The sequence below is a fragment of the Salinibacterium sp. TMP30 genome (genome assembly GCF_038397785.1).
In the GTDB taxonomy this organism is placed as follows: domain Bacteria; phylum Actinomycetota; class Actinomycetes; order Actinomycetales; family Microbacteriaceae; genus Rhodoglobus.
On sequence record NZ_CP151642.1, the window covers coordinates 1,611,529 to 1,636,458 of the forward strand.

At 59.1% G+C, this 24,930-nt stretch carries 26 protein-coding genes; 2 read left to right on the forward strand and 24 right to left on the reverse strand.

Going from position 1 to position 24,930, the window contains the following annotated elements; genetic code table 11:
* Positions 1 to 2: 2 nt before the first annotated feature.
* From argH to infC, 17 genes are all read right to left on the reverse strand, one after another.
* Positions 3 to 1,439, reverse strand: a complete 1,437-nt coding sequence (gene argH, locus AADH44_RS07865) for an argininosuccinate lyase (protein WP_341952185.1) — start codon at positions 1,437 to 1,439, stop codon at positions 3 to 5.
* Positions 1,440 to 1,441: 2 nt separating this feature from the next.
* The gene (locus tag AADH44_RS07870; RefSeq protein ID WP_341952186.1) at positions 1,442 to 2,641 is read right to left on the reverse strand and encodes an argininosuccinate synthase; all 1,200 of its coding nucleotides are present in this window, start codon (positions 2,639 to 2,641) and stop codon (positions 1,442 to 1,444) included.
* A 67-nt stretch (positions 2,642 to 2,708) separates the two neighbouring features.
* On the reverse strand, positions 2,709 to 3,635 hold the full coding sequence (gene argF / locus AADH44_RS07875) for an ornithine carbamoyltransferase (RefSeq protein ID WP_341952187.1): 927 nt from the start codon (positions 3,633 to 3,635) through the stop codon (positions 2,709 to 2,711).
* Positions 3,632 to 4,819 carry an acetylornithine transaminase gene (locus AADH44_RS07880; protein ID WP_341952188.1) on the reverse strand — a complete coding sequence of 396 codons (1,188 nt, stop codon included), beginning with the start codon at positions 4,817 to 4,819 and terminating at the stop codon, positions 3,632 to 3,634. The genes argF and AADH44_RS07880 overlap by 4 nt, the downstream gene beginning before the upstream one ends.
* Positions 4,816 to 5,730 (reverse strand): acetylglutamate kinase, encoded by a 915-nt coding sequence (gene argB, locus AADH44_RS07885; protein WP_341952189.1) that lies wholly within the window; start codon positions 5,728 to 5,730, stop codon positions 4,816 to 4,818. The genes AADH44_RS07880 and argB overlap by 4 nt, the downstream gene beginning before the upstream one ends.
* Entirely contained in the window at positions 5,730 to 6,881 is a 1,152-nt protein-coding gene (gene argJ / locus AADH44_RS07890; protein ID WP_341952190.1) for a bifunctional glutamate N-acetyltransferase/amino-acid acetyltransferase ArgJ, read from the reverse strand. Before argJ ends, argB begins: the two co-directional genes overlap by 1 nt.
* Positions 6,878 to 7,924 (reverse strand): N-acetyl-gamma-glutamyl-phosphate reductase, encoded by a 1,047-nt coding sequence (argC, locus tag AADH44_RS07895; protein WP_341952191.1) that lies wholly within the window; start codon positions 7,922 to 7,924, stop codon positions 6,878 to 6,880. Before argC ends, argJ begins: the two co-directional genes overlap by 4 nt.
* 239 nt (positions 7,925 to 8,163) lie before the next feature.
* The gene (gene pheT / locus AADH44_RS07900; RefSeq protein WP_341952192.1) at positions 8,164 to 10,656 is read right to left on the reverse strand and encodes a phenylalanine--tRNA ligase subunit beta; all 2,493 of its coding nucleotides are present in this window, start codon (positions 10,654 to 10,656) and stop codon (positions 8,164 to 8,166) included.
* Complete coding sequence (pheS, locus tag AADH44_RS07905; protein ID WP_341952193.1) at positions 10,656 to 11,696, reverse strand: phenylalanine--tRNA ligase subunit alpha; 1,041 nt, start codon at positions 11,694 to 11,696, stop codon at positions 10,656 to 10,658. The genes pheT and pheS overlap by 1 nt, the downstream gene beginning before the upstream one ends.
* Before the next feature lie 11 nt (positions 11,697 to 11,707).
* Positions 11,708 to 12,640 carry an amino acid ABC transporter permease gene (locus AADH44_RS07910; protein ID WP_341952194.1) on the reverse strand — a complete coding sequence of 311 codons (933 nt, stop codon included), beginning with the start codon at positions 12,638 to 12,640 and terminating at the stop codon, positions 11,708 to 11,710.
* Positions 12,637 to 13,305 (reverse strand): amino acid ABC transporter permease, encoded by a 669-nt coding sequence (locus tag AADH44_RS07915; RefSeq protein WP_341952195.1) that lies wholly within the window; start codon positions 13,303 to 13,305, stop codon positions 12,637 to 12,639. The genes AADH44_RS07910 and AADH44_RS07915 overlap by 4 nt, the downstream gene beginning before the upstream one ends.
* Before the next feature lie 90 nt (positions 13,306 to 13,395).
* Positions 13,396 to 14,265 (reverse strand): glutamate ABC transporter substrate-binding protein, encoded by an 870-nt coding sequence (locus tag AADH44_RS07920; RefSeq protein ID WP_341952196.1) that lies wholly within the window; start codon positions 14,263 to 14,265, stop codon positions 13,396 to 13,398.
* Positions 14,266 to 14,303: 38 nt separating this feature from the next.
* Positions 14,304 to 15,032, reverse strand: a complete 729-nt coding sequence (locus tag AADH44_RS07925; protein WP_341954957.1) for an amino acid ABC transporter ATP-binding protein — start codon at positions 15,030 to 15,032, stop codon at positions 14,304 to 14,306.
* Positions 15,033 to 15,128: 96 nt separating this feature from the next.
* Positions 15,129 to 15,932 carry an RNA methyltransferase gene (locus AADH44_RS07930; protein ID WP_341952197.1) on the reverse strand — a complete coding sequence of 268 codons (804 nt, stop codon included), beginning with the start codon at positions 15,930 to 15,932 and terminating at the stop codon, positions 15,129 to 15,131.
* A gap of 104 nt (positions 15,933 to 16,036) precedes the next feature.
* Positions 16,037 to 16,423, reverse strand: a complete 387-nt coding sequence (gene rplT / locus AADH44_RS07935; protein ID WP_341952199.1) for a 50S ribosomal protein L20 — start codon at positions 16,421 to 16,423, stop codon at positions 16,037 to 16,039.
* 19 nt (positions 16,424 to 16,442) lie between these two features.
* On the reverse strand, positions 16,443 to 16,637 hold the full coding sequence (rpmI, locus tag AADH44_RS07940; protein ID WP_341952200.1) for a 50S ribosomal protein L35: 195 nt from the start codon (positions 16,635 to 16,637) through the stop codon (positions 16,443 to 16,445).
* Positions 16,630 to 17,232, reverse strand: a complete 603-nt coding sequence (gene infC / locus AADH44_RS07945) for a translation initiation factor IF-3 (protein WP_341954959.1) — start codon at positions 17,230 to 17,232, stop codon at positions 16,630 to 16,632. The genes rpmI and infC overlap by 8 nt, the downstream gene beginning before the upstream one ends.
* Positions 17,233 to 17,558: 326 nt before the next feature.
* On the opposite strand from infC, the gene AADH44_RS07950 reads away from it, so the two are divergent.
* Positions 17,559 to 17,909, forward strand: coding sequence for a DUF1844 domain-containing protein (locus AADH44_RS07950; RefSeq protein WP_341952201.1), 351 nt, complete (start codon positions 17,559 to 17,561; stop codon positions 17,907 to 17,909).
* Positions 17,910 to 18,001: 92 nt separating this feature from the next.
* On the opposite strand, the gene AADH44_RS07955 is transcribed toward AADH44_RS07950, so the two are convergent.
* From AADH44_RS07955 to AADH44_RS07980, 6 genes are all read right to left on the reverse strand, one after another.
* A complete protein-coding gene (locus AADH44_RS07955; RefSeq protein ID WP_341952202.1) occupies positions 18,002 to 18,784 on the reverse strand; it encodes an SseB family protein in 783 nt (260 codons plus the stop codon).
* 28 nt (positions 18,785 to 18,812) lie between these two features.
* The gene (priA, locus tag AADH44_RS07960; protein ID WP_341952203.1) at positions 18,813 to 19,562 is read right to left on the reverse strand and encodes a bifunctional 1-(5-phosphoribosyl)-5-((5-phosphoribosylamino)methylideneamino)imidazole-4-carboxamide isomerase/phosphoribosylanthranilate isomerase PriA; all 750 of its coding nucleotides are present in this window, start codon (positions 19,560 to 19,562) and stop codon (positions 18,813 to 18,815) included.
* A gap of 79 nt (positions 19,563 to 19,641) precedes the next feature.
* Positions 19,642 to 20,274: an imidazole glycerol phosphate synthase subunit HisH gene (gene hisH / locus AADH44_RS07965; protein ID WP_341952204.1), complete on the reverse strand. Its 633-nt coding sequence runs from the start codon at positions 20,272 to 20,274 to the stop codon at positions 19,642 to 19,644.
* Entirely contained in the window at positions 20,274 to 20,879 is a 606-nt protein-coding gene (gene hisB / locus AADH44_RS07970; protein ID WP_341952205.1) for an imidazoleglycerol-phosphate dehydratase HisB, read from the reverse strand. The genes hisH and hisB overlap by 1 nt, the downstream gene beginning before the upstream one ends.
* On the reverse strand, positions 20,879 to 21,964 hold the full coding sequence (locus tag AADH44_RS07975) for a histidinol-phosphate transaminase (RefSeq protein ID WP_341952206.1): 1,086 nt from the start codon (positions 21,962 to 21,964) through the stop codon (positions 20,879 to 20,881). Before AADH44_RS07975 ends, hisB begins: the two co-directional genes overlap by 1 nt.
* 97 nt (positions 21,965 to 22,061) lie before the next feature.
* The gene (locus tag AADH44_RS07980; RefSeq protein ID WP_341952207.1) at positions 22,062 to 22,424 is read right to left on the reverse strand and encodes a LysM peptidoglycan-binding domain-containing protein; all 363 of its coding nucleotides are present in this window, start codon (positions 22,422 to 22,424) and stop codon (positions 22,062 to 22,064) included.
* A gap of 230 nt (positions 22,425 to 22,654) precedes the next feature.
* Between AADH44_RS07980 and lexA the strand changes: the two genes are divergently transcribed.
* Positions 22,655 to 23,344 (forward strand): transcriptional repressor LexA, encoded by a 690-nt coding sequence (gene lexA, locus AADH44_RS07985; protein ID WP_341952208.1) that lies wholly within the window; start codon positions 22,655 to 22,657, stop codon positions 23,342 to 23,344.
* Here lexA and hflX read toward each other — a convergent pair.
* Positions 23,341 to 24,891 carry a GTPase HflX gene (gene hflX, locus AADH44_RS07990; protein ID WP_341952209.1) on the reverse strand — a complete coding sequence of 517 codons (1,551 nt, stop codon included), beginning with the start codon at positions 24,889 to 24,891 and terminating at the stop codon, positions 23,341 to 23,343. The genes lexA and hflX overlap by 4 nt on opposite strands.
* Positions 24,892 to 24,930 lie beyond the last annotated feature (39 nt).

The following is a 24,930-nucleotide window of genomic DNA, read 5'->3' on the forward strand; positions in this document are numbered from 1 at the left end:
GTCTAGTTAAGAACCTGAGGGTCGATTGCTGCTGCGAGCACGCGCACACGCTCAGTCAACTCGGCACGCTGCTCAGCAACACGCACCGGTGCTGTTCCGCCAACGCCCGCGCGGCTGGAGACCGAGCCCGCGACAGTGAGCACGGCACGCACATCACCGGTGAGCTGTGGTGAAATCGCTGCGTAGTCGGCATCGCTTGGTTCGTGAAGCTCCAGCGAGTTCTCTTCGCAGAAACGCACCAGAGAACCACTGATCTCGTGAGCCTCACGGAATGGCACGTGCTGACGCACAAGCCAATCAGCAACATCCGTGGCCAGCGAGAACCCCTGCGGGGCAAGTTCAGCCATCCGCTCGGTATTGAAGCGCAGGGTGGCAATCATTCCGGTAAACGCCGGCAACAACACTTCGAGCGTCTCAACAGAATCGAACACCGGCTCTTTGTCTTCCTGCAGGTCACGGTTGTAGGCGAGGGGAAGCGCCTTGAGCGTGGCGAGGAGGCCCGTCAGGTTGCCGATCAGTCGCCCTGCCTTACCGCGGGCAAGCTCAGCAATGTCGGGGTTCTTCTTCTGCGGCATGATAGATGAACCCGTGGAGTATGCGTCATCCAACTGCACAAAATCGAACTCACGCGTGTTCCACAGAATGATCTCTTCGCTCAACCGCGAGATGTCGATGCCGAGCTGGGCCGTGATGAATGCGAACTCAGCGACAACATCCCGGCTTGCGGTGGCATCAATCGAATTCTCGGTTGGCCGAGCAAGCCCCAACTCTCGAGCGACCAGTGCGGGGTCCAGCCCCAGGGTGCTGCCAGCGAGAGCACCCGAACCATACGGCGACGTGGATGCTCGGACCTTCCAGTCTCGCAACCGCTCCAACGTGCGCACCAGAGGCCACGCGTGGGCGAGCAAGTGATGCGCGAGCAGTACCGGCTGAGCATGCTGGAGGTGGGTGCGCCCCGGCATAATTGCCGTTTCGTGCTTCTCCGCCTGCGCGACAAGAGCATCGATCAAGTCGACGACCATCTTCGCAATGGCGCCTGCATGGTCAAGCAGATAGAGCCGAACAAGAGTGGCGATCTGATCGTTGCGGCTGCGGCCGGCACGGAGTTTGCCTCCGACGTCGGCGCCAGCGCGCTCGATCAGTCCACGCTCAAGAGCGGCATGAACGTCTTCCTCGGACTCGAGGGAGGTGAAGGTACCATCGGCGACCGCTTCGCTCAGCGACTGCAGAGCATCCACCATCGTGTCAAGCTCAGTATCGTTGAGATACCCCGCGGCCGCGAGCGCCTTGGCGTGCGCTCGCGAACCGGCGAGATCGTACTGCGCAAGCTGCCAATCGAAGTGGGTTGATTTGCTCAACCGGGCAAGCTCTGGCGAGGGGCCGCTTGCGAAGCGGGCTCCCCAGAGTTGTCCGGCACCTGTTTCGGCAGCGTGCGCCATGATTAGCCCTGCTTCGCGTCGCGGCGTGCCGAGATCTTGCTTGGCAGTGACCAGAGTTCGATGAAGCCCTTGGCGAGTGACTGGTCGAAAGTGTCGCCGGTGTCGTAGGTGGCGAGGCTGAAGTCGTAGAGGCTGTGCTCTGACTTGCGACCGGTGGGCACTGCACGTCCACCGTGGAGCGTCATGCGAATCTCTCCGCTGACGTAGCGCTGGGTGTCGTCAACGAAGGCGTCGAGGGAGCGTTTGAGGCCTGAGTACCAGAGTCCGTCGTAAACTAGGTTCGACCATTCTGATTCGACACCACGCTTGTAACGACCAAGATCGCGCTCAAGCGTGAGCGATTCGAGCTCTTCGTGGGCCGCAATTAGAGCGATCGCACCGGGAGCTTCATAAACTTCACGGCTCTTGATGCCAATGAGTCTGTCTTCGACCATGTCGATACGACCAACGCCGTGTTTACCGGCGACGGAATTCATGTGCTCGACGATCGCGAGCGCCGACATCGACACACCATCGATTGCGACGGGGATGCCGGCTTCGAAGGTGATCGTCACTTCGTCAGCGGGAAGGCCAGCCTCAGGGTCGGAGGTGTACTCATAGAGGTCCTCGATCGGCGCATTCCACGGGTCCTCGAGGAATCCCGTCTCCACTGCACGGCCCCACACGTTCTTGTCGATCGAGTACGGGCTCGCCGCCGACTGGCGGATCGGAAGGTTGTGCTCTTCCGCATAGATAATCGCCTTGTCACGAGTGAGGGCGAGGTCACGCACGGGCGCAATGCTCGTGAGCTCCGGGGCGAGTGCTGCAACAGCGGCCTCGAAACGCACCTGGTCATTTCCCTTACCCGTGCAACCGTGGGCAACGCTGTCAGCGCCTAGCGCCTTTGCGGTAAGCGCAAGGTGGCGCGAGATCAGCGGTCGGCTGAGTGCCGACACGAGAGGGTAACGCTTCTGGTAGAGCGCGTTGGTCTTGAGCGCTGGCATCAGGAAGTCATCAGCGAACTCGTCTTTAGCATCAACGACGATCGATTCGACAGCACCGCAATCGAGAGCGCGCTGGCGGATGTCATCCATGTTTTCGCCACCCTGGCCGACGTCAATCGCCAAAGCGACAACCTCTTTGCCCGTGGCATCCTTCAGCCAACCAATACCTACGGAGGTATCGAGTCCGCCTGAGTAGGCGAGTACAACGCGTTCTGACATATGAATTACTCCTTGACGTCGTGAATCAGTTTAGGGAACTACACCGGCGGCCTGACACCGCCGAAAACTATGCGGCCTGGTCGAGCAACCAGACCATGAGAGCCTTCTGCGCATGCAGACGGTTTTCCGCCTCATCCCAGATGACACTCTGCGGACCATCGATCACCTCAGCCTCAACCTCATAACCTCGGTCGGCGGGCAAGCAGTGCATGAAGATCGCATCTGGCTTGGCGAGTGCCATCATTGCGGCATCCACCTTGTAGGCGCCGAGGGATTCAACACGCGCAGCCTTCTCACCCTCTTTGCCCATTGACACCCACGTGTCAGTAACAACAACGTCGGCGCCGGTTGCCGCTTCGGCAGGGTCAGTGAGAATCGAAATCGAACCACCCGTGGATGCTGCAATCTTTTCGGCATCGGCCACGACATCCGCCAGCGGCAGATAATCTGCGGGGCAGGCAATGCGCACGTGCATTCCTGCAGTGGCTCCCGCCAAGAGGTATGAGTGCACCATGTTGTCGGCGCCATCGCCAAGGAACGCGACCGTGAGCCCGGAGAGCTCACCCTTGTGTTCACGAATCGTCAACAGATCGGCGAGTAACTGGCAGGGGTGGAACTCATCACTCAGAGCATTAATCACAGGAACCTGGGTTCCGTGCGCCATTTCGATGAGACCCTCCTGGCCGTAGGTGCGCCAGACAATCGCGGCAACCTGTCGCTCTAGCACCCGTGCGGTGTCTGAGGCAGTCTCTTTTCCCCCCAGCTGGCTGTTGGCCGTCGAGATGATGAGGGGAGTGCCGCCCAAATCTGCGATCCCCACCGCGAACGACACGCGAGTGCGGGTCGACGACTTATCGAAAATCACGGCAACAGTCTGGGGCCCAGCAAGAGGCTTACGGCCCCAACGGTCGCTCTTGATCTGCTCAGCGAGATCCAAGATCTCCCTCTGCTCAAGCGGGCTGAGGTCATCATCGCGAAGAAAATGCCGGGTCATGATGCCTCCGTAGGTGCTGGGCTAGCGACAGCAGTGAGCACTGCGCTAAACGTTTCGATGAATTCGGCGATCTCTTCGTCGCCGATGATAAGTGGTGGTGCAAGTCGAATCGTCGACTCGTTGGGTGCGTTCACAATGAGCCCATGCTCGAGCGCCAACTCCACAATCTGGGCCGCTACCGGCTCCGCTAGACCGATACCGATCAGCAGGCCACGCCCACGCAATTCGGTGATGAGCGGCGAATCGATTCGCGCCAATTCGCTGCGGATTTCAGCCCCACGCTGTGCTGCGTTTGCCACCAAGCTATCGGCTTCGATCTGCGAGAGCACCGCGTTCGAGACGGCGCAGACGAGCGGGTTTCCGCCAAACGTGGTTCCGTGTTGGCCGGGCTGCAGAAGAGTGGATGCCGCACCAAAAGTTACGAGAGCACCGATGGGTACTCCCCCGCCCATGCCCTTCGCGAGGGTGATCGCATCAGGGACAATGCCGCTCTCCTGGAACGCGAACCAGTTGCCCGTGCGTCCAGCCCCAGTCTGAATTTCGTCAAGGATCAACAGGGTGCCGTGCTGAGTGGTGAGTTCACGGGCAGCCTCGAGATACCCGGCAGGCAGCTCGCGCACCCCCGCCTCCCCCTTGATGGGTTCAACAATGAGAGCTGCGACATCCGGTCCAATCGCTGCGGTAAGCGCCTCGATCGTTGAGTCAATGTGTTCGACATTGGGAAGCAGAGGCTCGAACGGTTCGCGAAGCGCAGGCTTTCCCGTAATCGAGAGCGCTCCGAGCGAACGGCCGTGGAAGGAATCCTGGAGCGAGAGGATGCGCGGACGCCCCGTGCGGCGAGCCAGTTTTATGGCGGCTTCTATCGCTTCAGTGCCGGAGTTCGCAAAGAACACGCGCCCCGCATCGCCGGCGCCCGTGATGCGGAGCAGGCGTTCGGCAAGCGCGAGTTGCGGTTCGGTGGCAAAGAAGTTGGAGACGTGCAACAGATGTGCCTGACTCGTGAGCGCGCCAACCACTGCAGGGTGATTGTGCCCGAGCGAATTGACCGCGATACCGGCCAAGAAGTCGAGGTAACGCTTGCCGTCAGAATCGAACACCGTGCAGCCTTCACCGCGCACAAGTTCAACCTTGGGCACACCAAAGGTGTTCATCATGCGGTGGGCGTAGTCGTCTTTCCACGTCATGCGGGTACCACCTCGGTGCCGATTCCATCTTTCGTAAATACTTCGAGCAGGATCGAGTGCGGCGCACGGCCATCAATGATCGCTGCCTTCGGAACCCCAGCATCCACCGCAGCGAGACAGGCTGTCATTTTAGGGATCATCCCCGACTCAAGGCGTGGCAGAAGTTCACGCAGTTCAGCGGTGTTAATGATCGAGACCAAAGATTCCCGGTTCGGCCAATCGCTGTACAGACCAGAAACATCCGTCAGAATCACGAGCTTTGCGGCATCGAGCGCAATCGCCAGCGCCGCAGCAGCAGAATCCGCATTGACGTTAAGCAAACCAGAGCCGTCATCTTTGATATCTCCGCCATCTTGGGCAAGCGTCGAGACCACAGGGATGCGGTCAGCCGCCAACACGTGGAGCACACGCTGAGGATCAACCTCTGTCACATTGCCAACAAGACCGAGGTCGATACGCTCGCCCTCGATCTCCTTGATCATGCGCTCACCGGTAAACAGCGAATGCTCGTGCCCGGCAATTCCATTGGCCAGATCGCCGTGCTCGTTAATGAGATCAACCAGTTCGGCGCCGACCTGATCGGTGAGCACATCACGCACAACATCGATCGACTCTTCAGTGGTTACGCGGTAGCCGGCACGGAACTCCGACTCAATACCGCGAATCATCAATTCCTTCGTGATCTGAGGCCCGCCACCGTGAACAATCACCGGGCGGACACCAGCAAGACGTAGATAAACCATGTCCTGCACGAAAGCACGCTTGAGCTCGTCGTTGATCATGGCGTTGCCACCAAATTTGACCACGATGATGCGGTTACGGAAACGCTTTAGCCACGGCAGCGCCTCGATCAGCACCCCCGCCTTCGTCATTGCCTGCTCGTGAGCGGGGCCGTGTGTATACGCCGGCATCAGCTTGAGTACGCGCTATTCTCATGCACATACTCGTGCGTGAGATCGTTGGTCAAAATAGTGGCCTCGGCATCGCCGGTCGCAAGATCGATGAGAACGTGAACAGAGCGTCCGGTGAGATCTACCTCCTCGCGCGAACGGTCGGGGGCTCCCGCGTGGCAGACGCGCACACCGTTCATCGACACATCAACCGCGTAAGGGTCGAAAGCGGCATCCGTGGTTCCGATCGCGGCCAGCACGCGGCCCCAATTGGGATCATTGCCAAAGATGGCAGCCTTGAAGAGGTTGTTGCGGGCAACAGAACGACCAACCACAACAGCCTCGTCTTCGCTGAGCGCCCCAACAACCTCGATATGGATCTCATGGCTCGACCCCTCAGCATCAGCCTGCAGCTGCTCAGCGAGATCTGAGCACACCTTCGTGAGAAGTGCGGCGAACTCTTCGCTTTCGGGAGTCACGCCCGAAGCACCCGACGCCATCAGGCTTACCTGATCGTTCGTCGACATACAGCCATCGGAATCGAGACGGTCGAAGCTCACTCGAGTCGCTTCGCGCAATGCGCGGTCGAGCTCGGCGGAGGCGACAGCGGCGTCAGTGGTGATGACCACGAGCATTGTCGCAAGGCCGGGCGCGAGCATCCCTGCACCCTTTGCCATGCCGCCAATGGTGTAGCCGGTGCCGGAAACGACGGTGGTCTTGGGCTTACTGTCGGTCGTCATGATCGCGCGAGAAGCGTCTTCGCCGCCGTCCGCGGTGAGAGCCGCAGCTGCTGCAGTCATTCCGGCGAGCACCCTGGCTTGCGGCAACGGCTCGCCGATGAGTCCGGTCGAGCAGACGAGGATGTCGCCGGCCGACGTGCCCAGCAACTCAGCGACCTGCTCCGCGGTGGCATGCGTCACCTGGAAACCTTGGGGCCCAGTGAAACAGTTGGCACCGCCAGAGTTCAACGCGACTGCAGAAACAATGCCATCGGCGATGACCTGCTTCGACCAGATGATCGGATGGGCCTGCGCGCGGTTGCTCGTAAACACGGCAGCGGCATCGAAACGCGGCCCGCGATTGACGACCAGAGCAACATCGAGACCACCACTCGCCTTGAGCCCGGCCTCAACTCCTGAAGCCTCGAATCCTGCGGCTGCTGTGACACTCATGGTGCAACTCCGTCCAGCGCGAGGCCGAGGGTTTCGTCGAGCCCCAACGCAATATTTGTCGATTGAATGGCGGCCCCTGCGGTGCCCTTAACAAGATTGTCGATCGCGCTAATCACGACTACGCGGCGCGCTGCTTCATCAATAGCGAGCCCAATAAGTGCCGTGTTCGCGCCAAGGGTGTCAGCGGTGCGCGGGAAAGCGCCCTCCGGAAGCACATGAACGAATGGTTCATCGGCGTAGGCAGACTCCCATGCGTCCCGTACCTGAGCAGCGGTGACACCCTCCGCAAGCTTCGCCGTTGACGTAGCCAGGATGCCACGCGACATCGGAACAAGCACCGGAGTGAATGAAACACTCACAGCGCCAGCACCGGCGACCTTCAAATTCTGAACTATCTCCGGCGTGTGGCGGTGGGTACCACCAACAGCATATGCCGAAGCGGAACCCAACATTTCACTCGCGAGCAGATTCGTTTTCAGGCTCTTACCGGCGCCAGACGGGCCAACAGCAAGCACCGCCACAATGTCTTCGGCGCCAATCAGCGAAGAACGGATGCCCGGAGCAAGCGCCAGGGTGATCGCCGTGACATTACAACCAGGCACGGCAATACGCTTCGAACTGGCGAGCACTTGCCTTTGAGTGCCACCAGTGGAGTGCAGAAGTTCGGGCATCCCATAATCCCAGGCACCGAAGTAGTCGCCGCCGTAAAAGGCGGCCCAATCCTCTTCAGACGTGAGTCGGTGATCGGCCCCGCAATCAACCACGAGAGTGTCGGGACTGAGCTCGGCCGTGAGCGCCCCCGACTTGCCATGCGGAAGCGCAAAGAAAACAACGTCGTGGCCAGCAAGAACCGAAGGCTCGGTTGGCTGGAGTTCAAGGTGCGCGAGTGAGCGCAAGTGCGGCTGCACATCAACGAGGCGCTGACCAGCATTGCTAAACGCAGTCACCGTAGTGACATCGAACTCGGGGTGGGTGGAAAGCAGGCGGAGAAGCTCGCCACCGGCATAACCGCTGGCACCGGCCACTGCGACCGAAATTGACATGGAATTACCTTCGAGGTGGGTTCGGAAACGAAAACACTTGCGGCGGCGATTCAGACACAACCTGGTGGGTCATGGCGAAACTCCGCCTATCGTCGCTCGTCAGCCCCGCGGAGAACCGGCGAAGACGGCGCAACAAAGCTCAGCGAAAGTCGCTGGCTGCAAGCGCGGAAGTCGGTCACATTCCTAGAATAGTCCCCACACACCGTGGCAGGCTAATCGCCCCCCACGACTTGGCGTAACTACTCGCGCAGTTCAGCACCAACACGTTCAGCGGCAAGGGTAACAGCAGCATTCTTTGCCTCAGTCGCTTCAGCCTGGGTGAGCGTGCGGTCGACCGCTCGGAAGCGCAGCGCGAAGGTCAGTGATTTGCGCGCCTCAGGGATTCCAGCGCCGCGATAGTCATCAACCAGTCGAACACTCTCCAAGAGGTCGCCGGCACCCTCCGTGATGATCGCAAGAAGCTCTCCGGCCTGAACGGAAGCGGAAACAACCAGCGACACATCCTGGGTCGCTACGGGAAACGACACGATGGGTATTGCGGCCACGTCCTCAACGGCGCTCTGAATGAGCACGCTCAGATCGAGTTCCACCACAGCCACGACGCGAGGCAGATCGAGCTCAAGCGCCAGCGCTGGCAACAGCTCCCCGGCATAACCAACAACCTGGTCGCCAACGCGGAGCTCAGCGGTGCGCCCCGGGTGAAACGCCTGGTGGCTCCCCGTCACAACATCGATTTCGACCAACATGGTAGCCGCTAACTGCTGCACAGTTGCCAGAGCGTCACCCAAACCACGAGCCACTGCCTGTTGCCCTGGCTGGCGGGTGACCGAGTCTCCAACGAACAGCGCAGCAACATGCCACGGCTGCGCAGGCACGCTCAAATGCAATTCAGTTAGCGCAGCCTCGCTAGGTAGCTCATCGCCCACGGGGAGATCGCCACTGCCGTAGGCGCGACCTGCCTCCGGCAAGAACACGGTTCCGACTTCGAAGAGTGCGAGATCCGTTAGTCCGCGCGACACGTTGCGGTGAGCGATCGCGGCAAGACCCGGCAGCAACGAACGACGCATGGATGCCGCATCCGGGTCCAAAGCGTTCGCGAGCGCAATTGCGGCCACTCCTCCCGCCTGAGGAGAACCGAAAAGATCATTCGATGCTTTCGAGATGAAGGGGTAGGCCAGCACTTCAGTGAGACCTGAGGAGGCCAAACTGCTCGATACCGTGCGGCGCAAGCGTTGAGCCCGAGTCAACCCACGGCCCGGAGGGGCAACGGGGAGCACTGACGGGATACGGTCGTAGCCCACGATTCGGGCGACTTCTTCGGCGAGCGTAGTTTTCTCGTCGAGGTCGGGACGCCAGCTCGGCGGAGTGACTCGCCATCCGGTTTTGGTAACCTCAACGGTCGTGCCGATCGCCGTCAGCGAATCGGTGATCTCGTCAGACGAGTAGTGCACCCCGATGAGACCTTCAACATACGTTTCGGGAAGCTCGATCGGCTCCGGGCTATGCGCGGCAGGGACATCGCTGCCGAGTGAATCGATGGTTCCGTTCCCCAGCTCTACAAGCAGTTCGACAACGCGCGCCGCCGCCGCCGGAGCCACGAGTGGGTCTACTCCGCGTTCGTAGCGCCGCGATGCCTCGCTGCCGAGTTTGTGGCGACGGGCACTTCGCGCCACCGAAATCGGCTCAAAGTTTGCAGCCTCAATGAGAACGTTTGTTGACGCCTTAGTGATCTCGGTGCTCGCACCGCCCATCACTCCGGCCAACCCAATCGGACCAGAGTCATCCGTGATCAGCAGGTCTTCGGGGTTCAGCGTGCGCGACTTGTCATCGAGCGTGGTGAGGGTCTCCCCCGCCTGCGCACGACGCACTGTGAGCCCACCAGCTACACGATCGAGATCGTAGGCGTGAATGGGCTGCCCGAGTTCGAGCATGACGTAGTTGGTGATGTCGACCGTCAGCGAGATTGTGCGGATGCCGGCAAGCGCCAACCGACTGATCATCCACGATGGCGTCGGCTTGGTGACATCCACGTTCCGAACGACGCGCGTAGTGAAAGCTCGCACTCCGGCGCGGCCACGAATGGGCGCATCGTCGTTGATGACGACGGAGTAACCACTGGCCTCGGTGATCGTCGGTGCGTCGGCGGGGTCGGTAAACCTCGCACCGGTCGAGAGGGCGAACTCGCGAGCGATTCCCCGAATAGACATCGCGTAGCCGCGGTCTGGTGTGACGTTAATTTCTACCGCGAAGTCGTCAAGACCGAGAAGTTCGATCGCGTTGGTGCCGATCTCGGGGTCGAGACCGAGGGTTGCGAGCACCAAAATACCGTCATGTTCGTCGCCAAGACCCAGTTCGCGGGTCGACGCAATCATTCCGTCAGAGACGTGGCCGTAAGTCTTGCGTGCGGCAATAGGGAAGGGACCGGGGAGCACAGAACCGGGCAGCGTGACAACGACCTTGTCACCGACAGCGAAGTTGTGGGCTCCACAGACGATGCCTCGCGGCTCGGCTTCGCCGACATCCACCTGGCACCAGTTAATGGTCTTGCCATTGGTCTGCGGCTCACCAACAAATTCGACAACCTGACCGACGACTACCGGGCCTGAAACCTCGAAATTGTGAACATCTTCTTCTTCGAAGCCGACCTTTACGAGGGCCGCGTGAACCTGTTCGTGCGTAATGTCTGCCGGGATCTCTACGAATTCCCGCAACCAACTCATGGGAACTTTCATCAGACCACCATTCCGAACTGCTGGGAGAAGCGAATATCGCCCTCGACCATGTCTCGCATGTCATTCATGTCATTGCGGAACTGAAGCGTGCGCTCAATTCCCATGCCGAAGGCGAAGCCTTGGTACTCTTCCGGATCGATTCCGGCGGCACGCAGCACGTTCGGGTTGACCATTCCGCAGCCTCCCCACTCAACCCAGCGTGCGCCGCCCTTGGCGTTGGGCTGCCACACATCCATTTCGGCGCTGGGTTCGGTGAAGGGAAAGTAGTTGGGGCGCAGACGGATCTGAGCGCCCTCGCCGAACATTGCGCGCGCGAGGTGCTCAAGCGTGCCACGCAGATGAGCCATCGTGAGGCCCTTGTCAATCGCGATGCCTTCGAGCTGGTGGAACACGGGAGTGTGGGTCGCATCGAGCTCATCGGTGCGAAAAACGCGACCGGGCGCCACTACGTAGACGGGCAACGGACGCTCAAGCAGTGAACGAATTTGCACCGGGCTCGTGTGAGTGCGCAGCAGCAAGTGCGACTCAACCGGATCGATGAAGAACGTATCTTGCATTGCGCGGGCCGGGTGATCTTCATCGAAATTGAGTGCGTCGAAGTTGAACCACTCATTCTCGAGCTCTGGCCCTTCAGCGACTTCCCACCCCATACCGACGAAAAGGTCACTCATGTGCTCCATGAGCAAGCTGAGCGGATGGCGCGCACCCTTCACGAAGCGAGTCGCGACGGCCGTGACATCCACAGCTTCGGCCGCAAGTTTGGCCTCTTCTTCAGCGACAGCCAGCTCAGCTTCGCGTGCACCAAATGCACCGTTGACGCGACCGCGAGCACCGCCGATGAGTTTGCCTGAGGCAGCTCGGTCGGCAGGGGGAACGTTCTTCATCTCGGCGTTGAGCGCAGCCAATGGCGATGCTTCGCCAAGGTGGGCGGCACGCACCGCTCTAAGGTCGGCCATAGTCGCAGCCGAGTCGATAGCAGCTAGCGCTGCTTCGACGGCTGCGGTTACCGCTGGTTCTGTGATCGGGGTTGGTTCAGACACAAGACCCGAGTTTAGCTGAACCCGCCACCGCTATTAGCGCCGTAGCCGGATCGCCCACGCGGCATCGTGATAGCGCGGGTGCCCTCAGCTCCGGGCACCTTGGGGTTGTCAGGAGTGACCTTGCCGAGCTTCGGTCCGCTGCGTTTCGCCGCGTAGCGAGCGATGTACGACAATGTCACGTTCATCACCAAGTAGATGACGAAGCCAACGGCAAACAGAGTGAACAGGTAGCGGCTACCGTAGAAATTCTGAAGGTTCTTGATTGTTCGCGCCAGCTCTGGGTACGCCACAACGTAGGCCAACGACGTGTCTTTGAGGAGCACGACGAGCTGCGCGAGGATAATCGGCAGCATTTGGCGGAATGCCTGAGGAAACTCGATGATGAAGCGGGTTTGTAGTGAGGTGAGGCCGACGGAGAGCCCTCCTTCACGTTGCCCTTTGGGAAGCGAGTTGATGCCTGCTCGCAACGCTTCGCCAATTATCGCGCCGTTATAGACAGCGAGTCCGAGCACGCCAGCCCAGTAGCTACCTGTTGAAAAGAGTAGGAAGACGAACAGGATCATCAGCAGCAGTGGCATTCCGCGGAAGAACTCTAGGAGCACTGAGGTCGGAATTCTCACCCACTTGGATGCTGCAGTGCGGCCGAAAGAGAACAGGATTCCCACCAGGATCGCCAGTACCGCTGCGACGCCTGCCATTCGCAGCGTCTCCACAACTGCTCCACCAAAGGCACCCCACACTTGTGGGTCACTGAGAATGTCGGTGCGAGATGGGTCAAACATACCGGGCTGCTCAGCGCCGTTCGCGTTCACGCGAGGCGCAGCGAGTATGAAGAATACCCACGTCAGCCCGGCCAGAATTGCGACTGCACCAATAACCGAGGCGATAGCCGAGTTGCGCCGGGTCTTGGGACCGGGGGCATCGTATAGAACGCTCATGCTCATCGCAGCACCATGACTCTCTTCTCGATCGCTCCAGCTATCAGGCCGAGCGGGACAGTAATGGCAAGGTAAAGAGCAGCCGCGTATACCAGCGTCAATACCACGACGTCGCCATTATCGCGTGCTGCCGCATACGTCGCCTTGAAGAGCTCGTCGACAAAGAAGATGCCCGCGACCGAAGTGTTCTTCGTAAGAGCGATAAAAACGTTGATGAGTGGGGGAACAACCATTCGGCTTGCCTGGGGCATAATCACGAGACCAACGGTCTGGGTGAAACCCATCCCGATACTGCGCGCGGCTTCAGCCTGTCCGACTGGAACACCGTTGAACCCTGAACGCACTGCCTCAGCGACGAAAGGCGAAGTGTAGAGAGTGAGACCCAGTACCGCGAGCAGGAAATAGTCGAGGTTGACTCCCAAAATCGGAAGCACATAAGCGCAGAAAAATAGCACTAAAAGAAGTGGAATGTTACGCAGGATCTCGGTATATACGGTCGCGAAAACCCGCAGCGAAGGAACGGGCGAAATTCTCATAGCCGCGATGAGCACGCCCAAAATGAATGCACCAACACCAGAAATAGCCAGAAGGGCAAGCGTCAGAAGGAAGCCCTGCATGTAAAGCGGCGTGATGCTAACAAGGGCATCAATCGCGTTAGAGATCGCATCCATACAGAGTCTCCTGAAAAGTTATGGGTGATGACGTGGCAGGTGCTCGCTCGCGCATCGAGCGCGAGCGAGCACCAAGCACACTAACTACTCTTAGTAACGGTCCACAGCGGGCGGAGCTGGGAGCTTCAGGACGGCGCCTGCCGTTGCTTCCCAAGCCGCGTCCCACGAGCCGTCTTCATACGAGGCTTCGAGCACGTCGTTGATGTGGCTGCGGAATGCGTCATCACCCTTTTCGAGACCAATACCATAAGGCTCTTCGGTGAACGGGTTGCTGAGAACCTCGAACTCACCAGCATTCTGGTCGGCGAGTCCAGCCAAGATCACGTTGTCTGTGGTGACAGCGATCACGTTGCCGCTGCGCAGCGGCTCGAGGCAGTTGGAGTAGGTGTCGGTGGTGATGAGGTCGACGTTGTACTCAGCGATGTTCGCCTCTGACGTTGAACCAGCAACACTGCAGACTGCCTTGCCTTCGAGATCCTCGGGGCCAGTGATGCCCTCTGGATTGCCTGCGAGTACCAAGATGTCCTGGCCAGCGTTATAGTACGGACCAGCGAACGAGATTACTTCTTTGCGCTTGTCGTTGATTGTGTACGTAGCGATAACGATATCAACGGTGCCGTTCTCGATGAACGTCTCACGGTTGGCGGAGACCGTTTCTACCCACTCGATGTTGTCTTCGCTGATGCCGAGCGATGCCGCAATTATCTTGCCGATCTCAACATCAAAGCCGACGGGCTCGCCCGACGGTCCTTGGAGGCCGAACAGGGGCTGGTCGAACTTCGTGCCAATAGTGATAGTGCCTGCATCAGCAAGGTCAGCCATCGTGGTTCCGGCTTCGAACTCAGGAACTACAACATCAACGTCTGGTTCCGCGGTGCCATTGTCTGCTGCACACGCGCTGAGACCGAGAAGGCCGACAAGCGCGATAGCAGAGATCGATAGGCCTTTTTTGAGCCTCATATTGTTCTCCTTATGCTGTGGGGAAATTACCCGCTGCTTTAGTGGGTAAGAATTTTTGAGAGGAAGTCTTGTGCTCTCGGAGACTGGGGATTTGTGAAGAACTGCTCAGGCTCAGCCTCTTCAACTATTTCGCCATCCGCCATGAAAAGAACGCGGTCGGCAGCCTTGCGTGCGAAGCCCATTTCGTGACTGACAACCAGCATGGTCATGCCGTCTTTTGCCAACTGAACCATGACATCCAGAACCTCATTGATCATCTCGGGGTCAAGCGCCGACGTGGGCTCGTCAAGGAGAATAATCTTGGGGTCCATCGCGAGCGACCGCGCAATAGCGACACGCTGCTGCTGACCGCCAGAAAGCTGAGCCGGCATCTTGGATGCCTGATTGCCGATACCTACCCGATCGAGAAGCTCCATCGCGTGCTTGTCGGCTTCGGCTTTGGAGACCTTGCGTACGCGGCGAGGACCCAGCGTGACGTTCTCAAGGATCGTCTTGTGCGCGAAGAGGTTAAACGACTGGAAGACCATGCCGACGTCTGCGCGGAGTTTGGCAAGTCCAGCGCCCTCCTCGGGCAGAACCTTGCCATCGATCGTGATGGTGCCATTATCAATCGTTTCTAGGCGATTAATTGCACGACACAGCGTGGACTTTCCCGACCCACTTGGCCCGATCACCACCACCACCTCACCACGACCAATCGTGGTTGAAATGTCTTTGAGCACGTGCAGCTCACCGAAATGTTTGTTGACATGGTCAATTACGACCAGAGGTTCACCGCTCTGTGCTGGCATCTTTCAAGACAACCACACCCGCGCAAGTAGGGTCAAACGGCACGCCTAGATGTGACCCGCTCGTGACCCAGATCAGCTACTGCGTTGCGCGAATGCACTCTCATAGAGGCATACGGAGGCAGCGGTCGCCAAGTTCATCGACTCCGCATGACCATAAATCGGCACCGAGATGACCCAGTCGGCAAGCGCATAGTGCTCGTCGGTGAGTCCCCGAGCCTCATTGCCAAACAACCAGGCGGTCGGATGATCGAGCACTCCCTCATTGCGGGCAGCTAACAGATCACCGCCCTTGATGTCTGCAGCGATCACACGAAGGTCGGCGCCCTTAACTCGTTCAAGAACAGCCTCGAGCTCAACGCCGACGGCGACAGGCAGGTGAAAAAGCGAACCCGTTGTGGCGCGAACAACCTTGGGGTTATAGAGATCGACGCTTCGACCGGTGAGAATCACACCGTCAGCACCAGCAGCATCCGCCGCACGAATGATTGTTCCCGCGTTACCAGGATCTCGGACCTCTTCAAGGATCGCGATGAGCTTAGGGCCGCCCGATAGTAAATCCTTTACCGATGTCGGGAACTGTCGGCAGACCGCGATAACACCCTGCGGCGTGACAGTGTCGGCCATCGTCTCGATCACTTGCTCGGTGACGAACTCGACCTCTATCCCTGCCTCCTCAGCCGCGCGGGCGAGGTCGGTGTGGCGCTCAAGCGCGGTCGGAGTCGCGTAAAGCTCAACAAGGAGCTCCGGCCGAAAAGTAAGGGCTTCGGAGACTGATTGGGGGCCTTCCAACAGGAAAAGCCCAGTCTCCGACCGGGCGCTCTTCTTCTCAAGTTTGGCCACTGCTCGTACACGTGGTGAGCGCGGGTTATCAATCACATTATTAACCCTAAACTCAGCCGGCACACATACGAGAAACGGCACGCTGTGCTGACCAAATTGGACAGTACAGCGTGCCGTTGCACGAGGTGTGGTGCGACTACTTATGCAGCCGAACGAGGTGCTGACGTGTCAGCAGGAAGTGCACCCTTAGCGGTTGCAACCAGCGAGGCGAACGTTGCGGGCTCGGTGACGGCGAGGTCAGCGAGGATACGACGGTCAACCTGCACACCAGCCAAGTTCAAGCCCTGGATGAGACGGTTATACGTGAGGCCATTTGCCCGCGATGCAGCGTTGATGCGCTGGATCCACAGACGACGGAATTCACCCTTGCGGGCACGACGGTCGCGGTACGCGTAGACGAGCGAGTGAGTTACCTGCTCTTTGGCCTTGCGGTAGAGACGCGAACGCTGTCCGCGGTAACCCTTGGCGCGCTCGAGAATAACCCGACGCTTCTTGTGAGCGTTTACCGCTCTCTTAACTCTTGCCATGATGTATTTCCTAAACCCTTTACTTACCGAGAAGCTTCTTGATGACCTTGGCGTCCTGCGGTGCAAGAACCTGATCCTGGTTGAGCGAGCGCTTGCGCTTTCCGCTCTTAACCTCGAGGTTGTGTCGCATACCCGCCTGCTGCTTCATGACCTTGCCGCTGCCGGTGATCTTGAAACGCTTCTTGGTGCCTGAGTGCGTCTTCTGCTTAGGCATCTTTCTCCTCTTTCTCTGGAACTTCTGCCTCACGAGGCTTCTTGTTAGCAACCTTGCGGGCCTCGGCTTCAGCCTTCGCTGTTGCCTTGGTCTTGTGTGGGCCAATAATCATGACCATGTTTCGACCGTCAATGGTCGGCGTGGATTCAATCGAACCAAACTCCGACACATCTTCGGCAAACTTTTGCAACAAACGCACGCCCTGATCGGGGCGAGACTGCTCGCGGCCACGGAACAAGATCATCGCTTTGACCTTGTCGCCGCTGGCGAGGAAACCCTCGGCACGCTTGCGCTTGGTTTCGTAATCGTGTGTGTCGATCTTCAGACGGAAACGAACCTCTTTGAGGATCGTGTTCGTCTGGTTTCGACGAGCTTCTTTCGCCTTCTGCGCCTCTTCGTACTTGAACTTGCCGTAATCCATGATCTTGGCAACGGGAGGCTTGGAGCTGGGAGCAACCTCGACCAAATCTAGATCTGCCTCTTGGGCGAGCTTGAGGGCGACGTCAATAGAGACGACACCGACTTGTTCACCGCCGGGTCCGACAAGACGGACCTCAGGAACTCGGATTCGGTCGTTGGTACGGGGATCGCTGATGCGTGTTCTCCTTACAGTTCGTGGTGCATTTTGGCACGCGGAGCGTTTCACAAAATACAGATCGGCGGATGCCGTGGCACGAAAGAGGATCGTCATGCAGCAGAACACTGCAACACCCTTTAAAGCTGTAGAGCGAGCATCCGGAACAATTAGCACGACCAGACGACTGATCACACGCACTGAACCGCAAACGAACTCTGCGGGGTGCAACTACCCGGTAACCTTGTATGCGGTTGACAGGTGGGAGAATCTCCACTTTCGTATCCGGGGCAAGCCCCGGGCCTGCATAAGGATAGCAGAGCGAACCCCAATTAGCGAAGGACATCATGAGCGAGCCCACCAACGACGACTTTTCCGAACTTCGCGACATCTCCGAAGTTCCTGCAGTGGAGGTCATCAACACGGTTGCCGTGCACATGTTGAGCGCCACCGCCGTAAAACTTGGACTCTCCGAAGGCCCGCACGCCGAGTCAGAGAAAGACCTCGATGAAGCACGCAAACTCATCAACGTCTTGGCGGGTTTTGTGACCGCGGCCGCTCCAGAGATCGGCAATCACCACGCTCGACCGCTGAGAGACGGACTGCGCTCACTTCAACTCGCGTTCCGGGAAGCGTCGACGTTCCCCGACGCGCCCGGACAAGGCCCGGGCGAGAAATGGACCGGTCCGGTCAACTAGCGGCGAAGTATTCAGGAGAGCCAGTGCTTTCGGGCGTACTGGCGACAGTGCTGAAGTCAACCCTTCTGTCCACCCAGACAAGCGAGTCGAGGTTAGTTGGCGCCGGCCGCTGGGGCACGAACCACTTGCACTGCCAGCGAATCGACTGACTGCGCGATAAGTTCGGATGTCGCCCAACGTTCGCGCATCCGGTCCATTGTCGAGTCGAGAGCTTCGCGATCGAGTCCGGGCCGCATGGCAATCTGAACGACTAGCTCGGGGCCCTGCAATCTTGCCCCGGGATCTCCCGGCAGAAGTTGCACCTCGGCGACGTCGTTCTCGTCTGCAGCCGAGGCGGCGAATTCGTCACGCACGTCCACCCGCAAATAGCTGGGCGTCCAGTCAATCGATTGAGCGATAGACCACAATGCCGGTCGCCGGATGACGAACTCACTGTCGCTGAGCGGGTCAATAATCACTAGGTCAGTTTTTTCGCTCGCAGCGGCAAGGGCAACGCGGGTTCCCGCTGCAGGCACTGGCCGGGCTTGGGGGTTCCAGTTGCTCATCGCGTCGACGGAACTGAACACCGGCAGAACGGCGCGACCATCGGGGCCGGTAACGGTCACGATCGACAGTTCTTGGGTCTTATCGGAGGTAAGACCCGCGTCGGTGGTTGTGGTCTCCCCCGCTTTCGCGAGCAGTGGGATGAGGAGGCGAGACTCCCGAACGATATCGACGACATCGGCCTCTGTTGCCTCACTCTGATGAAACCGAATAATAACGTCTAAGAGCTTGGGCGGGGCACTGCCGTCGTCATCGGACGCCGAATTCGGTTCAAACGAGCGGCCCTCCCATGGAGTGCCGGCAGAGTCTGTCAGATTCTTCTCAGTTGCCACTGCAGAATCCTCCAATTCAGAAATCTAATTACTGTGACGAAACGTCGAGCGCCTCAGCGAGTGTGAATGCTTTTGCGTAGAGAGCCTTGCCGACAATGGCGCCTTCCAATCCCAAAGGAACGAGCTCGCGCAGCTCGATGAGGTCATCGAGACTCGCAACTCCGCCCGAAGCAATAACGGGGCGTTGGGTGCGATCCATCACCTGGCGAAGCAATTCGACGTTGGGTCCCTGAAGCGTGCCGTCTTTCGTGACGTCCGTGACGACGTAGCGGCAGCATCCAGCAGCCTCAAGTCGCTCGAGAACAGTCCAGAGGTCGCCACCCTCTTGGGTCCAACCGCGAGCCGCTAACGTAGTGCCGCGCACATCGAGGCCAACAGCGATCGCCTCACCATATTCAGCGATAACGTGTGCTGCCCACTCGGGGTTTTCGAGTGCGGCGGTGCCCAGGTTGATGCGCTTGGCGCCCGTGGCGAGGGCAGCTTTAAGCGATTCGTCGTCGCGGATGCCGCCAGAAAGTTCGATGTTTACACGCTTGGGCGTCGACTTGATGACCTTTTTGATCATCGCTTGATTGTTGCCGCGCCCGAAGGCTGCATCGAGGTCCACAAGATGGATCCACTCGGCACCCTGATCGACCCAATCATGGGCCGCAGCACATGGGTCACCGTAGCTCTTTTCGGTTCCGGCTTCACCCTGCGTGAGTCGCACGGCCTTGCCGTCAGCAACATCAACGGCAGGCAAAAGTGTGAGGCTGGGGGTTTTATTGAACTCGCTCATAGATTTACTCTCTGAAGACCTGATCGCGGAACGCCGCGCACAAGCATCCGATACTAGTGCACGTAGAAGCGCCGCAAAATCACAACGACGTCAACCAGTTACGGAGTAGGTGAATTCCCGCTTCACCCGACTTCTCGGGATGAAACTGAGTAGCCGTCAACGGCCCGTTTTCGATGGCGGCAAGGAAGCGCCCACCGTGCTCGGACCACGTCAGTTTCGGCTGCGGAAATGGGGGCTGAACGTCAAGCGTCCACTGCTGTGCAGCATACGAGTGCACGAAGTAAAACCGCTCATCGCGGATCGAATCAAACAGCGACGTGTCATCGGGAGTTTCGACAGTATTCCAGCCCATGTGAGGCAAAACTGGCGCCGGTAACTTTTCTACAACACCGGGCCACTCATTGAGACCCCGCGTCTGAACGCCATGCTCATCGCCTGAAGAAAACAACACCTGCATACCAACACAGATCCCCATCACCGGGCGGCTGCCCGTGAGCCGTTTTTCGATGATCGCACCGCCGCGAACAGACTCGAGCGCCGACATGACAGCAGCGAACGCACCCACACCGGGAACAAGGAGACCGTCTGCGGCTTCAGCAACAGAACGATCGGCACTGAGCCGAACATTTGCTCCCGCAGCCTCTAAAGCCTTAGCAGCCGAATGGACGTTGCCGGAACCGTAGTCGAGGATCACGACCGAGGGAGCTACCACTACAGCGCACCCTTGGTCGAAGGTATTCCTGTGACCCGAGCGTCAGGCTCGACTGCACTCCGCATTGCTCTAGCAAAGGCTTTAAACTCCGCCTCAGCAATGTGGTGCGGGTCGCGACCGCCCAAAACAGTGATGTGCACGGTGATGCCCGCGTTGAAACTGATTGCCTCAAAGACGTGGCGAACCATAGACCCCGTGAAGTGTCCACCAATCAGGTGCAACTCAAACCCGGAAGGCTCGCCGGAGTGCACGAGGTACGGACGACCAGAAACATCAACAACGGCACGAACGAGTGCCTCGTCGAGGGGGACGAGTGCGTCGCCGTAGCGCGAGATGCCAGCTTTGTCGCCCAGCGCTTGCTTAATAGCGAGGCCCAAAGCGATGCCAATGTCTTCTACCGTGTGGTGCACATCAATGTGAGTGTCCCCCGTCGCCTTCACCGTGAGGTCAATTAGGGAGTGCTTCGAGAACGCCGTCAGCATGTGGTCGTAGAAGGGCACGCTCGTCTCGATGGATGACGTGCCAGTGCCGTCGAGATTGATCGAAAGCTCGATAGTCGACTCGCTGGTCTCGCGAGTAATCGTCGCGGTGCGGTGTGAAGTCATTACTCAACTCTACCGAGCGCTTGGAGATCAGCCATCGCATCCAAGAAGGCGCTGGTTTCTGCTTCAGTGCCGGCAGTGACCCGTAGGTGGTTCGGGATGCCAACGTCGCGGATCAGAATATCTTGGATGAGGAGCTTGTGAAAGAGCGCCTGAGGGTCAGCAACGTTGCCAAACAGCACAAAATTCGACTCGCTCGGCACCGGGGTGAACCCCAAAGCGGCGAGCCCGACACTCATGCGATCACGCTGGGTTTTTATTTCGTCAACCATGGCAAGCATTTCGGGCGCGTGCGAGAGGGCGGCGACCGCGGCGGCCTGGGTCAGAGCAGAGAGGTGGTACGGGAGGCGAACGAGGCGGAGAGCATCGGCGATTGCCGGATCAGCGGCGAGATAACCAACTCGCGCACCGGCAAAGGCGAACGCTTTACTCATGGTGCGCGAGATGATCAGTCGCGGCCGGCCCTCGAGCAGAGTGAGCGCAGATTCGCGGTCGGAGAATTCTGCATACGCTTCGTCGACCAACACGATGCCAACAGTGGCGTCATAAGCAGCAGCTACCGTCGCGTTGCTTACCGGGGTGCCCGTGGGGTTGTTCGGCGAACAGAGGAATACGACGTCAGGATTGTGCGCGGCAATTGCCGCGACTACGGTCTCGGGTGTGATGTCGTAGTCGACATCCCTAGCGGCAGTAACCCATTCCGTTCCCGTGCCGGACGCGATGATGGAGTGCATTGAATAGGTCGGTGGGAAGCCAAGCACACGTCGACCTGGCCCGCCAAAGGCTTGGAGCGTTTGTTGGAGGACTTCGTTCGAACCGTTGGCGGCCCAAATGTTCTCAGCGGTGAGTCCGTGGCCGAGGTAGCTAGCAAGTGCCTCGCGAAGCTCGGTGAACTCACGGTCGGGGTAGCGATTCGCGGTCATCACGGCCTTAGCCAACGCCATCACGATGTCGGTTGCGACAGCTTCAGGAATGGGATGCGTGTTCTCGTTGACATTGAGCTGGATGCTCACCGGGTCGGTTGGCGCACCGTAGGGCTTGAGCCCCCGAAGGTCATCACGGATGGGGAGATCTGAAAGCGAAGTCACTCCACAATGCTAGAGGCAGACGGCGTGATCGATGCACGGGAGTCGGGAGATGCCGCGTGCCCGCTCGCGTCTCGACTCTTATGGGTGGCCCGTGCTGTTACTGCGAAAAGCGTGAGGGAATCGCGAGCTCTTGGCCGGCATACACGTCTGCCGAGGGCAACTGGTTGAGTTCAATCAACTGAGCGACAACCTCGCGGGGATCGTGACCCGGCGCATTCTGCTCAGCAATGGCCCAGAGTGACTGCCCCGCAGCGACATCAACATAGTCGAACGCGGTGCCGTTCGACTCCAGCGTTGCAGCCGCATCTCCACCGTTGAGCGAAAACACGAGCGCGGCGATAACCAGCGGCGTGGCCGCGAGCGTCATAAGAACAACGCGGCCACGCGTGGTGAGGCGAAGACGCGGTGCGGACTGCCGAGCACGGTTTACCGCGTTGGGTGCAATCACTGCAGTTGACATCATTCTCTCCTCTAGGGGTTCTCGCACCCGACTCTCGGCCGGGAGGGCCGGGTGCGAAGCTGTGTTCCGAACATACATTCGAATTGTTCGAATTTCAAGTACATCTTCGAACGAGCCACCGACATTGCTTCGCGACACTCGAACAAATGTTTGTTTTTAGCCTGTCCTGAGGATACAGTTTCGAATGAGCCACTGACATTGGAATGGTTCGTGGCAGAAATCGAGGAATCGTGACTGACTTAACTGCACCCAACGGCGACCCTGCAGAGCGTGGAACCCGGCGGCGCACCAGCCTGAGCGCGAAACAACTCGCGATCCTCGAAATGATTCAACGTGCCGTTGCTACTCAGGGGTACCCGCCGAGCATGCGGGAGATTGGGGATGCGGTCGGCCTCTCCTCTCTCTCGAGCGTCACCCACCAGCTGAACCAGCTTGAGCTCAGCGGCTACGTGCGCCGTGACCCCAACCGTCCGCGAGCGATCGAGGTTCTTATCGACGTGCCGAGCGCCATCGACGAATCCAGCACGATCGGCCCATCAATGGGCGATGCTGCGATGGTTCCGCTCGTCGGGCGCATCGCTGCTGGTATCCCCATCACTGCCGAACAGCACGTCGAAGAAGTTTTTCCCCTGCCTCGACAGCTCGTCGGCAAGGGTGACCTCTTCATGCTTAAAGTCGTCGGAGATTCGATGATTGATGCGGCCATCTGTGACGGCGACTGGGTGGTGGTTCGTCAACAGCAGACCGCCGAGAACGGCGACATTGTTGCAGCCATGCTCGACGACGAAGCAACCGTCAAGGTGTTCCGCCAACGAGACGGCCACACCTGGCTGCTCCCCCGCAACTCCAACTTTGAACCGATTCTCGGCGACTACGCCCAAGTGCTCGGCAAAGTTGTAACGGTTCTGCGCGCTCTCTAAACCGCGTCTGTCACGAACTCGGTAAGTTCCGGCAACCTCGCCGGATGAACGAGCGCGCTGACCAGAGTGCCATCCTCGCGATAGTCAGTCGAGAGCACACGTCCCTGCACGTGCAGTCGCGAAATAATTTCACCGCGGTCATAGGGAACGAGCAAGGTGACCTCGACCTCAGGCGCTGGCAAGAGCTCCGCAATACGCACGTTGAGTTCGTCAATGCCCTCACCCGAGCGGGCAGAAACAAAAATTCCCGTCGGCTCGAGACCACGAATCAACAAGCGCTGGTCGTCATCCGCAAGATCGCTTTTATTGAACACAACAATCTCAGGGATATCCCGGGCGCCCAGTTCGCCAATCACATCGCGCACCGTAGCAAGCTGAGCGCCCGGATCTGGATGCGACGCATCAACAACGTGCACAATGACATCCGACTGCCCAATCTCCTCAAGAGTTGAACGGAAAGCCTCAACAAGTTGGTGCGGCAGATTGCGCACAAAACCAACAGTGTCGCTGAGCGTAAACAGTCGACCGTCTGCTGTCTCGGAACGCCGCACAGTGGCATCGAGGGTCGCGAACAGCGCGTTTTCGACGAGCACACCAGCACGGGTCAACCGGTTCAACAGACTCGACTTGCCCGCGTTCGTATAGCCGGCAATGGCCACGCTTGGCACCTCGAAACGATCACGGTTCGCACGCTTCGCCTCACGGGCGGGGGCGAATCCCTTGATCTGCTTGCGGAGGCGCGCCATGCGCGTATGAATACGGCGACGATCGAGTTCAATCTTGGTCTCACCGGGGCCACGACTACCCATTCCGGCACCCGCACCACCCACCTGACCACCAGCTTGGCGAGACATCGACTCACCCCAACCACGCAAGCGAGGAAGCAAGTATTCAAGCTGCGCGAGCTCAACCTGGGCTTTGCCCTCGCGACTTGTTGCGTGCTGACTGAAGATGTCGAGGATTACCGCGGTGCGGTCAATCACCTTTACTCCCACGACGTCTTCAAGTGCGCGTCGCTGGCTAGGAGCGAGCTCCGTATCGGCAATCACCGTGTCAGCACCCGTTGCCGCCACCACGTCACGCAGTTCGATCGCTTTTCCCTTACCGAAGTATGTGCTCGGGTCTGGGTGTGAACGGCTCTGCAAGAGGCCATCAAGCACCACTGCGCCTGCAGTCTCCGCGAGAGCGGACAGCTCACGAAGTGAATTCTCCGCATCGCGCAGGGTGCCCTGACCATAAATTCCGATGAGAACAACGTTCTCAATCCGCAACTGGCGGTATTCGACCTCGGTGACGTCATCAAGCTCCGTCGAGAGCCCTCGAACACGCTTGAGCGCGTGGCGATCGTCGCGATCAAACTGGTCGCCATCGCGATCTGACTCATAGTGAGCATCCGATTGCAGCGCTTGCGCGCCGGATGCACCCGAACCGAAACGCGTTACCGCGGCATGGTCGGAGCCTTCGCTGGCGAGCACGCGGTCGACGGAACGATCGGCGTCGTTGCCGTCGGAGGCCTCGATACTGGAATCTGTTGTAATTCGCGTCATTGGGTTAACCCTACTTCTCTAGTATTCGGTAAGTTCTGT